Source organism: Lysinibacillus sp. FSL M8-0216 (assembly GCF_038595555.1).
GTDB classification, from domain to species: domain Bacteria; phylum Bacillota; class Bacilli; order Bacillales_A; family Planococcaceae; genus Lysinibacillus; species Lysinibacillus fusiformis.
The window spans coordinates 1,000,842-1,012,223 of record NZ_CP152007.1 but is presented as its reverse complement, the minus strand read 5'-3'; the positions used below and the strand labels follow the sequence as shown (position 1 = coordinate 1,012,223).

Here is an 11,382-nt window from a genome sequence, read left to right as displayed (position 1 = left end):
TTATTCTCTCCCCCTTAAAATGGTTTCCACAATGGCCATCCGTGTGTAGACTCCATTTCGTACCTGCTCGAAAATTCGAGAACGTCCACACTCTACAAGCTCAGTAGCAATTTCTACATCACGATTCACTGGTGCTGGATGCATAATAATAGCTGATTCTTTCATTTGCTTTTCTCGTTCAATTGTTAAGCCGTATTCTTGATGGTAGCCTTCTTTCGAAAAGCTTTTATTTACTTTATGACGTTCATGTTGCACACGTAATAGCATAATGACATCGCTATTCTCGATTAAATCATCCCAAGAATGATGAGCTTCAAATCCTCCTGACCATTCTTCTGGACAAAGGAAGTGAACATTTGCCCCTAAACGTTGTAATGCATGGGCATTTGATTTTGCTACTCGACTATGTGAGATATCCCCAACAATCGTAATATTCAGCCCTTCAAAATAACCAAACTCTTTTTTTATCGTATATAGATCCAATAATGATTGGGATGGATGCTGCCCTGCGCCGTCTCCTGCATTGATGATAGCTACATTAATACCATTTAGTAGCTCATTATAATATTCATCTTCTGATGCTCGAATAATGACTGCATCTAAACCAATCATTTCTAAAGTTTTGACCGTATCGTACAATGTTTCCCCTTTAGTCACACTCGAAAATCCAGCGTCGAAAGGGATGATATGACAGCCAATTTTATGCTCAGCCATTTCGAAGCTTGATTTTGTCCGTGTACTTGGTTCGAAAAATAAGTTGGCAACGTTGTATATCCGAGATAACGATGATGTTTCACCATTTTCAAACGCTTGCGCAAGATCTAGGATGTGGTTAATCTCTTCTGTTGTTAAATGTTCCATCGATAATAAGTTCTTCATCATGTGACCCCCCATAAGGTTGTATGTCATGAACGTCTATGTATGACGTTCTTTTCATAAAGTAAAAGCCCCGTTGATGTCATCAACGAGGCATAAGGAGGCGTGACAAACTACAGCAGGAAATCATCCTTACTTTAGTCTATCCACAACTTCCCTTTTTTTGCCTCTCTGGACAATTCATTAAAAGGTACTACTATGAATTTTTATTTTGATTGTATGGTACAGGTTTTTCGGCTTCTTTCTTACCTGGTAATATGGCATTCAATAGCACCCCGATGATAGCGGCTAGTGCCATTCCTTCAATACTTAATGATTCTGAAATGACGAACTTCGCTCCGCCAATCCCGATGACTAAAATCACTGAAGCAATTACTAGATTACGACTATTCCCGAAATCAATATGATTATCTACTAGCATACGTAAACCACTAGCTGCAATAATACCGAAGAGCAAGATGGACACCCCACCTAGTACTGCGGTTGGAATAGTTGCAATCACTGCCATTGCTTTCCCGAAGAATGATAGTAAGATGGCTACTATTGCAGCACCTGCGATAACGTACACACTATAAACACGAGTAATTGCTAGAACTCCAATATTTTCACCGTAAGTTGTTTTAGGTGGACCACCGATTAGCGCACTTACGAATGTGCCAAGTCCATCACCTAGTAGGGAGCGGTGTAAACCAGGTTCCTTAATGTAATCACGGTTAACTACTTTCCCTAATACAAGCTGATGACCAATATGTTCAGAAATCGTTACAATCACGATTGGTACCATGACAAGTAGAATTTTTGTTGTGATTTCAAATTCATAATGCACACCGGGTAGCAAGAAGTCTGGCATAGCAAAGAATTTTGCGTTGGCAATCGGTGTATAATCTACAATGTCGACAATCATGGAGTAAACATAGCCAACGATTAAGCCCATCAAAATTGGCATTGTACTTAAAATTCCTTTAAAGAAAATCGTGAAGATAATCGCTGTAAACACTGTGACTAAAGCTGCTGAGAAGTGTAAAAAGCTATACTCCCCATTGACATTCATCGCCATATTCACGGCCGTACCCGATAGGCCTAATCCAATAACCATGATTACTGGTCCAACTACAATCGGTGGTAAAATTTTCATGATCCACTTATAACCACTTTTCCAAATGATTAAGGATACGATTCCGTAGGTGATTCCGACAGCCATTGCGCCAATCATGGCATTTCCTGGGTTTACACTGGAGCCATCCTCGTTCAAACCGCCTGCCGCCAATAATATGGGAGCAATAAAGGCAAAGGAGGAGCCTAAGTAAGCCGGTACCTGAAATTTTGTAATTAATAGGAAGAATATTGTTGCAATCCCACTTGTTAAAAGGGCAATTGCAGGGCTAAGACCTACTAACTGTGGCACTAAGATTGTTGAACCAAACATCGCAAACATATGCTGGAAGCTTAATGTCACTAGCTGAAGTGGGGTTGGTTTATCCTTAATATCTAATACTGCATTTGACATTTTGTTTCCTCACTTTATTGTTCGTCTTCTTTATAAATAATAACGCAATCTTCTCCATCCACATCTTGTAAATTGACAATGATGCGCTCAGAGCCAGAAGTCGGAACATTTTTCCCTACATAATCTGCTCTGATTGGTAGCTCTCGATGACCTCTATCAACTAGAACAGCTAGTTGAATTTGTCCAGGTCTTCCTAAATCCATGACAGCGTCTAGTGCTGCGCGAACTGTTCGTCCTGTATAAAGAACATCATCGACTAAAATAATTTTTTGATTTTTCACTTCATGCTCAATGTCAACTTGCTCAACATGTGCTTGTTCATTTTCATGCTTCATTGTTAAATCATCGCGGTAAAGTGTAATATCAAGCTCGCCAGTACGAATCGGTTTACCTTCGATCTTTTCAATTCGTTGTGCCAAGCGTTTGGCTAGAAAGGCACCTCGTGTTTTAATGCCAACTAAAATACATTCATCAATTCCTTTGTTACGTTCAATAATTTCATGAGCAATACGTGTTAATGCTCGTGCCATTGAAGGACCATCTAACAATTCATTTTGAGCCAAATTCGTTTCCTCCTCTCTACCATCTAATGTGGTCATATGTCCATAAAAAAACCTCTCGAGGCGAATAGCCTGAGAGGGTTGTATACGTGTTAAAAAAGCATGTTGAAAAATTTGCAGCACAAATTTTTTTGCAACACTATCACATGACCCTTCTCAGCCTCTCTGGACTGCTATTAAAGGTGAATATTTAGTTAGGTTGTTCATTCACTGTCGTTAGTATAGACTTTCTTTGCGTATACGTCAATGCTTATTTCGTAATTCATTTAATAATTGCTCATAATCAGCAGGAAGTGGTGTTTCAAACTCTAAGTATTCACCTGAAGAAGGATGATTGAAGCCTAGCGTTGCTGCATGAAGAACTTGTCCACCAAAATCAATTGTCTTTTTCGGTCCATACTTTGGATCTCCAACAAGCGGGAAGCCGATATAATTCATATGCACACGAATTTGATGTGTTCGTCCTGTTTCTAGACGACACTCTACAAGCGTATAATCACCAAAGCGCTCTACCACATGGAAATGAGTTACTGCATGTTTACCATTATCAACAATAGCCTGCTTCTGACGGTCCTTCTGATCACGACCGATTGGCGCATCAATAGTCCCTTTATCATGTGCAATATGCCCATGTACAAGAGCAATATATTTACGAGTAACAGTTTTATTGACTAGCTGATCCACTAATGATTCATGAGCTACATCGTTTTTGGCAACCATTAATAAGCCGGATGTATCTTTATCAATACGGTGGACTATACCTGGACGCATAATCCCATTGATCCCCGATAAATCTTTACATTGATACATTAACCCATTTACTAGCGTGCCTGTCAAATGCCCTGGTGCTGGATGAACGACCATACCCTTTGGTTTGTTCACAACAAGAACATCAGCATCCTCATAAACAATATCAAGTGCTAGATTTTCTGCGATTACATCAAGCGGTTCAGCTTCTGGTACATCAATAGCAATAACGTCCCCCGCTTTTACCTTATATTTTGGTTTCACAGCATCGCCATTTACTTTGATATTTCCGTCACTAACCCAGTTCCCAATCTGCGTGCGCGACCATTCAGATTGTAAGCTTGAAAGTGCTTTATCAATGCGCTCTCCTTGCTGTTGTTCTTCGATTGTATATGTTACTTGCGTCATTGTTTCACCTGTTTCTTCTCTTTTTTATCTTCCATAATTAAGCCAATCATAAGTATAACAACAGCAATCGTCAATGCAGCATCTGCCACATTAAAAATTGGGAAATCATACTTAATAATTGGAATTAAAACATCTACAAAATCGACCACTTCTCCTCTAAATATACGATCAATAAAGTTCCCTATTGCTCCACCAAGTAAGAGCATTAAGCCCACTTGAAAAATTGGCTTCCCTTTTGCCTCTCTATGATAAAAATAGACAATGGCACAGATAACGGCAACTGTTACGATACTAAACAACCACATTTGCCCTTCTAGCATCCCCCATGCTGCACCTCTGTTACGATGAGACAAAATGCCAAACCATGGGTCTAATACAGCAATACGTTCACCATACTCCATATTTTTCACAATCAACCACTTTGTCCATTGGTCCAATAAGACGACAAAGGCAGCCAATCCATAATATTTATACACAAACATTCCTCCGTTCGCTCAACATCTAACCTATTCTACCATATCAGCACCATTGACAATAACTAATATCACATCAAAATATGGCGGATTCCAAATCTCTTGAAAATACAAAAAAGCTATCTCTATCACTTTTTGAGCAATAGAAATAGCCAAACTTCTTGTTTTATACTGTTTCAGATTCTTTTGAATGGACGCGCTTCATAAAATCATTGACATCAGCAGGTACCTTTCGATCTAATAGTGACACAATAATCACTGATAAGAAACCGACAGGAACCGTCACAATCCCTGGAATTTTAAACTGTAAGAAACTCGGTAAAGTTCCTGGTAAAAAAATCATCCACATGGACACAGCAAGTCCAATAAGTAATCCCGCAATGGCTCCTTTTTCTGTCATGCCTCTCCACCAAATACCTAAAATGAATATTGGCGTAAATGTACTTGCTGCGACTGTAAAGGCGAGCGCCACTAAATGACCGATAGATGCATCCTTAACAAGAAGCCCCAGGGCCCCATATAAAATACCCAATAGGACGATAGCAAATTTCCCAGCAATGACGCGCTGTTTTTGCGTAATGTCCTTTTTCATAATGTTAGCATACAAATCATGAGCAAGTGCCCCAGAGCTTGTAATAAAGAGCCCTGAAAGATTGGAGAATATAGCTGCAAATGCCCCCGCTATAACTAAGCCAAGCAACCATTTACCACCTAGAGCTAGCGCTGTAGTCGGTATCACCATGTTGTTTCCGCCCAGTACAAGATCACGCATAACCTCTTCACTCGCTGTTCCCGAGATGAAAATTGAACGACCAACAACACCCAAATAAACCGCTAATAAAAAGAATGTACTAGCAATCCCAATAGCCATCAGCGCGGATTTTCGAGCTGCTTTAGCACTTGGATTCGTATAAAAACGCAATAAAATATGAGGAAGTCCAATCGTTCCTAAAGCTAAACCAATCGTCATGCTAATCGTTTGCCAAAATGTTGGGAAATAAAAGCCTGTCCCTGTCCATGCGGCACCATCAAAATTAACATCATTCCCATCTAAAGCATATGGGGATGTGCCCGTAATAGGACCGCTAAAGGAATTAATAGCTGCAAGAATTTTATCGTAATGCAAGCCACTGTATACCGCTGCTACTAGCATCACAATAAATGCACCAAGACGAATCCACAGCTCCAAAGCTTGGTTAATGGTTGTTCCTTTCATACCACCAATACCTACATAAAAAATCATGACAATACATGTAAAGATAATACCAAATTCATAGGAAGTGCCGAAAAACATACTTAAAATTTGAGCAGCACCTAATAGTTGCGGAGCTGCATAAAAGCCTGAAATTGCTAATACTACCGCAACCGCTACTAGTCGTGCTCGTTTACTATGAAAACGATAGCCCAAAAAATCCGCTACCGTAAATGCACCAAATCGTCTCAAAGGGCCTGCTACAAATATAGCTAATAAGGTTAAACCAATTGAGAAACAAAAAGCATAATAAGCCCCGTCATATCCTAGTTGAAATGTTAAACCCGCAATACCGAGGAATGTGGCTGCACTTAAATAATCCCCACCGATTGCAGAACCATTTGTAAACCAGCCAAAGCTTCTTCCTCCTACAAAGAAATCCGATGCAGTTGCATTTCTTTTTGTTAAATACGTAATGTATACAATCGTTCCCATTAATGCAATGGTCATTAACATCTTTGGTTCTAAAAGAGCTCCCATCATTCAACTCATCCCCCTTGTTTCAACTACTTATTGGCTAAATCATATTTTTTCAGGCGTTTTTCGTACATGGCAGTATGCACATAAGCGATAATAAATGCCATCGCCATCATGACAACAGTTGTCACAAACCAGGTTACCGTCATGCCACCCCACATTTTCTTAAAGGCAAATGCTGGTGCAAACCAATTCATAACAGGGATACTAAAAATTAATATAAAATAAAATATCGATAAGCCTAAACCCGTTGTAAATTCATCTTTCATAATTTTATTTGTCTCCGCATCTAGAGGTGGAAGATCCTTTACATCAATGGTGCCTGCCTCCACGTATTCATAATCATGACTCCCTACTTCTGCCATAGCCAACTCCCCCTTTATTTGTATCAGTAAATAATTATCTGAAATTTCAAATTATTATTCACTACAATTATTTTATTCTATTTCAACTTCAATATAGATATAAAATATTGCTGTATTAGTACAAAAAAATGCTATTTTAAGTTAAAATATTTCTATCATTTTTATTCTTGGGGGTTGGTAGCATTTTAAAGGTGGTATGGTTTATGGAAAGCTCATTGGATAAGCAACAAATGAGAGATTGGTTAGAAGAAGTTTTACCAAACGCTTTAATGGAGTGTAAAGAGCCAAAACCAGAAGATGACACCCTTATTGTCTATGAAGTCAATCGGTTATTTGATTGGGTGAAGATTAAGCGACTAAAAAGAAATTATCCTAATAGTATAATTGTCCCAATTGTTACAGAACACCTCACCTACTCGACTGGTATAGCAATTGAATTAGTTTTACCTGCACTTCTCATCAAACCATTACAAAAATCAAAATTTTTACGAATTGTAAAAAAGTTACACACTTCCTATCAGGAGAAAAAGGGTAGCACACTTACCATGCTCGAACTGACACAACAAATTTCCCAACATCAAACTTCTCCTTTCCGAGAAGCTTTTTTAAAACGTCTGATACGCGGTGAGATCGATAATGAACAGGAAATCATACAATCTGCATCCTTTTTATCGACTAACTGTATTCCTAATATGGTGTTCTTAATACAAGGCTATATTGATGTAAATGAACAGAGAGCTCATCCACAAGATGCGTGTAGCATTATCACAACTGTTATTCAGCAGAAATTTGCCGATAAAGCGCCGTTGTCCTTTTTACATTTTGAACGCTATTTACTTCTTCTTTTGCGAATTCCAAAAGACTATAACTCATTCAAGCATTGGTCAGAGGGCAAAGCATCTTTATTAGAGGTCATCGAGACACTAAAAAAGGACCATTGTATCCACCTTTTCATGGGGGTTGGGGGAGTATTTCAGGATGCTATGCAAGTGAAGGAATCCTATACTCAGGCACGAAAAGCTCGAAGAAAACCGCCTATTGATAACATTCATATACGGTATTACGAAGATTTAACGAAGCACCCACAGCTTCAAAAAGCCATTCAATTTATAGAGGAGCATTTTGACGAACAGCTTTCTATAAGTGAAGTTGCGAAATATATAAGCTTTAGCCCAACACATTTTAGCAGGCTATTTAAAAGAGAAACGGGTCGCAATTTTGTTGACTATGTTGCCTTTACACGTATTATCAAAACTTTACCCTTTTTACGAAAGTTTGATTATACGGTTGATAAAATCTCCTCTACCTGTGGGTTCAATACACCGAATTATTACAGTCTAACCTTTAAAAAATATGTTGGAATATCGCCAACAGACTACCGCAATACGAAAGAAATTTTGTTTAAATAGGATGTAGTTTTTCGAGAATCTGCAAAAACCACATGAAAAAAGCAAGCCCCTTAAAGGAGACTTGCTTATAAGCTACATAGAAAGCAGATTCTTATTATTCACTGATTCCACTTACGCGTAATATTTTTCTACTACTTCTGCACAGCGCGCACAAACTGTCGGATGTGCCTCATTCGCACCAACTGTTTCCGTAATAGACCAGCAACGTTCACACTTCTCACCTGTAGCCTTTTCAACAACAATGGATACATGTTCAAGTACCAAAGCATCTGCTGGTGCTTCTTCAATTGTAGCTACCTCAAAAGCAGAAACGATAGATAGTTGTGCAAAATCAATGTTTGCATCGTTCAATAATGATACTATATCTTCTTTTGCATATACTGTTACTTTTGCTTCAAGAGACTTACCAATCGTTTTAGCATTACGAGCTTCTTCCAATGCTTTTAAAATATCATCACGTACATCAATGATTTTTTCCCATTTTGCACGAAGATTTTCAAAATTAGCTTGTACATTTTCCATTGGGAAGTCCGTTAATTGAACAGAAGCTTCCTCTACAATACCTTGAGCATGTAAGTATGACCACATTTCATCTGTAGTATGAGGGATGATTGGTGTCATAATTTTAACTAAAGTCATTAATGTATCATAAATAACTGTTTGCATTGCTCGTCGATCTTTGTTGTCAGAACCTTCGATGTAAACTACATCTTTTGCAATATCTAAATAGAATGAAGATAACTCTACTGCTACAAAATTATTCACAACATGATAAACAGCAGCAAAATCATAACGATTATATGCAGCACGTACAGTTTTTAGGACATCCTGTAAACGCATATACACATATTGATCCATTTCACGAAGCTCTGCGTAGGCTACACGATCTTTTGTTGGATCGAAATCAGCAATATTGCCGTGTAGGAAACGGAAAGTGTTACGAATTTTACGATATACTTCTGATACTTGCTTCAACATATCCATAGAAATTCGCACGTCAGCAGTATAGTCTACAGAAGCAACCCATAGACGAAGAATATCTGCTCCATATTGATCCATTACCTTTTGTGGAATGATGACATTCCCTAATGATTTACTCATTTTACGACCTTCACCATCAAGAACGAAACCATGCGTTAAAAGTCCTTTATATGGTGCTAAGCCATTAATAGCTACTGATGTAATAAGTGAAGAGTTAAACCATCCACGGTGTTGGTCAGAGCCTTCTAAATATAGATCAGCAGGGTATTTCATGCCACGTTCTACAAGTACACCTTGGTGTGAAGAACCTGAGTCGAACCATACGTCCATAATATCATTTTCTTTTGTAAATTCACCGTTCGGGCTACCCGGATGTGTAAAGCCTTCTGGTAACAACTCTTTTGCTGTTTTTTGGAACCAAATATTTGAGCCATGTTCACGGAATAGTGCTGAGATATGGCTAATTGTTTCAGGTGTAATAATTGGTTCACCATTTTCAGCGTAGAAAATTGGAATTGGTACACCCCAAGCACGCTGACGAGAAATTACCCAATCTCCACGGTCACGAATCATATTGTAAAGACGTGTTTCTCCCCAAGCTGGTGTAAATGCAGTTGCTTTAACAGCCTCTAATAGCTCTCCACGGAACGCTTCAACAGACGCAAACCATTGTGGTGTGGCACGATAAATAACTGGTTTTTTTGTACGCCAATCATGTGGATATGAGTGTGAAATGAAACCAAGACTTTCTAATGCATCTACTTCTTTTAGCTTTTCTGTCACTAGTTTATTGGCATCATTATAAAAGACGCCCTCAAACCCAGGTGCTTCATCCGTATAGCAGCCACTGTTATCAAGTGGGCTAAGAATGTCTAAGCCATATTGCTTACTAATATGATAATCGTCTTCCCCGTGTCCTGGAGCTGTGTGAACACAGCCAGTACCTGCGTCAGCAGTAACATGTTCCCCTACCATTACAAGTGAATCACGATCATAGAAAGGATGCTGAGCGACAATACGATCTAATGCTTCACCCTTCACTTCTTGAACAACTTCATATGCTTCCCATTCAAGAGCAGTTGCCACAGTTTCTAATAAATCTTTTGCAATGATGAATTTTTTATTTGCTACTGCAACGACAACATAAACGAACTCAGGATTTAAAGAAATCCCTAAGTTTGCTGGTAATGTCCAAGGAGTTGTTGTCCAAATAACAAATTTAGCATCTGCTGGTACAACACCTTTTGCATCTTTAATAGCAAAGCTTACATAAATGGAAGGCGATTTAATATCTTTATATTCAATTTCTGCTTCAGCAAGAGCAGATTCAGAAGACGGTGACCAATATACTGGTTTTAAACCTTTATAAATATATCCTTTTTCCGCCATCTTTCCGAATACTTCAATTTGACGAGCTTCAAACTCAGGTTTCAATGTAATATAAGGATTTTCCCAATTACCACGGATCCCTAAACGACGGAATTGATTTCGTTGATTGTCAATTTGCTCATATGCATATTCTTCACAAAGTTGACGGAAAGCTGCTACTGACATTTCTTTACGTTTGACACCTTTATTTGTCAATGCTTGTTCGATAGGTAGACCATGCGTATCCCAGCCAGGAATATAATTAACATGGTAACCAGTCATTGAACGATGACGTGTAATCATATCCTTTAATACTTTATTCAATGCATGTCCAATATGAATATCACCATTTGCATACGGAGGGCCATCATGAAGTACATATTCAGGGCGACCTTCCGTACGCTCCATCTGTAATTTGTTAATATCCATCTCATTCCATTTATCTTGCATTTTTGGTTCATTTGCTGGTAAATTTCCACGCATTGGGAAATCCGTTTTTGGCATTAATAAAGTATCTTTGTATTCCACCATAAAAAAATCCTCCTTTATTTTACATCAAGCATATCGACACTCTTCTCATACGACAGTTATGGGCTAACTTTTCTGAAACAATTCGCGGACAAATAAAAAAAGCCCTCATCCACTAAGGGACGAGAAGCTTCTACTCGCGGTACCACCCTACTTGTAGCACAATCCAAATAGGTTGCACTACCTCTTTCAAGCACATTAACGTCGTGCATCACGAAATAACTTACTTTTTTCAGTTATTTAGCTCAGAAGTGATGTTCATTGTTAGTTGCTTGTTTGGGCTTCCACTATCCCCAAATCGCTTCACCACGCCTAACAAATACTGTCTTCGTCTCTGCTTCTATGCATATGTCTGTACAAAATAATTGCTATAACAAAGTATATGAAATTCAAACAATCGCGTCAAGTTTCATTTAAATTTGATCCTCTCC

At 38.6% G+C, this 11,382-nt stretch carries 9 protein-coding genes and 1 other annotated feature; of the genes, 1 reads left to right on the top strand and 8 read right to left on the bottom strand.

Going from position 1 to position 11,382, the window contains the following annotated elements; genetic code table 11:
* The 7 genes from MKX57_RS04680 to MKX57_RS04650 all read right to left on the bottom strand — a co-directional run bounded on the left by MKX57_RS04680 (position 1) and on the right by MKX57_RS04650 (position 6,665).
* Positions 1-879 carry an aspartate carbamoyltransferase catalytic subunit gene (locus MKX57_RS04680; protein WP_107921521.1) on the bottom strand — a complete coding sequence of 293 codons (879 nt, stop codon included), beginning with the start codon at positions 877-879 and terminating at the stop codon, positions 1-3.
* Positions 880-1,072: 193 nt separating this feature from the next.
* A complete protein-coding gene (locus MKX57_RS04675) occupies positions 1,073-2,383 on the bottom strand; it encodes a solute carrier family 23 protein (RefSeq protein ID WP_089985285.1) in 1,311 nt (436 codons plus the stop codon).
* Positions 2,384-2,397: 14 nt separating this feature from the next.
* A complete protein-coding gene (gene pyrR / locus MKX57_RS04670; RefSeq protein ID WP_043989716.1) occupies positions 2,398-2,982 on the bottom strand; it encodes a bifunctional pyr operon transcriptional regulator/uracil phosphoribosyltransferase PyrR in 585 nt (194 codons plus the stop codon).
* A 204-nt stretch (positions 2,983-3,186) separates the two neighbouring features.
* Entirely contained in the window at positions 3,187-4,098 is a 912-nt protein-coding gene (locus MKX57_RS04665; protein ID WP_008173836.1) for an RluA family pseudouridine synthase, read from the bottom strand.
* Positions 4,095-4,574 carry a signal peptidase II gene (gene lspA / locus MKX57_RS04660; RefSeq protein ID WP_025113863.1) on the bottom strand — a complete coding sequence of 160 codons (480 nt, stop codon included), beginning with the start codon at positions 4,572-4,574 and terminating at the stop codon, positions 4,095-4,097. The genes MKX57_RS04665 and lspA overlap by 4 nt, the downstream gene beginning before the upstream one ends.
* 163 nt (positions 4,575-4,737) lie before the next feature.
* Positions 4,738-6,306, bottom strand: a complete 1,569-nt coding sequence (locus tag MKX57_RS04655) for a cation acetate symporter (protein ID WP_008173842.1) — start codon at positions 6,304-6,306, stop codon at positions 4,738-4,740.
* A 23-nt stretch (positions 6,307-6,329) separates the two neighbouring features.
* On the bottom strand, positions 6,330-6,665 hold the full coding sequence (locus MKX57_RS04650; protein ID WP_008173844.1) for a hypothetical protein: 336 nt from the start codon (positions 6,663-6,665) through the stop codon (positions 6,330-6,332).
* Between the two features lie 203 nt (positions 6,666-6,868).
* Between MKX57_RS04650 and MKX57_RS04645 the strand changes: the two genes are divergently transcribed.
* Positions 6,869-8,074, top strand: a complete 1,206-nt coding sequence (locus MKX57_RS04645) for an AraC family transcriptional regulator (RefSeq protein WP_043989666.1) — start codon at positions 6,869-6,871, stop codon at positions 8,072-8,074.
* A gap of 111 nt (positions 8,075-8,185) precedes the next feature.
* On the opposite strand, the gene ileS is transcribed toward MKX57_RS04645, so the two are convergent.
* Complete coding sequence (ileS, locus tag MKX57_RS04640; RefSeq protein ID WP_275443942.1) at positions 8,186-10,954, bottom strand: isoleucine--tRNA ligase; 2,769 nt, start codon at positions 10,952-10,954, stop codon at positions 8,186-8,188.
* A gap of 112 nt (positions 10,955-11,066) precedes the next feature.
* Positions 11,067-11,295, bottom strand: a binding site (T-box leader).
* Positions 11,296-11,382 lie beyond the last annotated feature (87 nt).

What these genes read in the sequence shown, in the direction of transcription:
- MKX57_RS04680 (WP_107921521.1), bottom strand. Translation starts at nt 879, where the DNA reads ATGAAGAACTTATTATCGATGGAACATTTAACAACAGAAGAGATTAAC.
- MKX57_RS04675 (WP_089985285.1), bottom strand. Translation starts at nt 2,383, where the DNA reads ATGTCAAATGCAGTATTAGATATTAAGGATAAACCAACCCCACTTCAG.
- pyrR (WP_043989716.1), bottom strand. Translation starts at nt 2,982, where the DNA reads ATGACCACATTAGATGGTAGAGAGGAGGAAACGAATTTGGCTCAAAAT.
- MKX57_RS04665 (WP_008173836.1), bottom strand. Translation starts at nt 4,098, where the DNA reads ATGACGCAAGTAACATATACAATCGAAGAACAACAGCAAGGAGAGCGC.
- MKX57_RS04655 (WP_008173842.1), bottom strand. Translation starts at nt 6,306, where the DNA reads ATGATGGGAGCTCTTTTAGAACCAAAGATGTTAATGACCATTGCATTA.
- MKX57_RS04650 (WP_008173844.1), bottom strand. Translation starts at nt 6,665, where the DNA reads ATGGCAGAAGTAGGGAGTCATGATTATGAATACGTGGAGGCAGGCACC.
- MKX57_RS04645 (WP_043989666.1), top strand. Translation starts at nt 6,869, where the DNA reads ATGGAAAGCTCATTGGATAAGCAACAAATGAGAGATTGGTTAGAAGAA.
- ileS (WP_275443942.1), bottom strand. Translation starts at nt 10,954, where the DNA reads ATGGTGGAATACAAAGATACTTTATTAATGCCAAAAACGGATTTCCCA.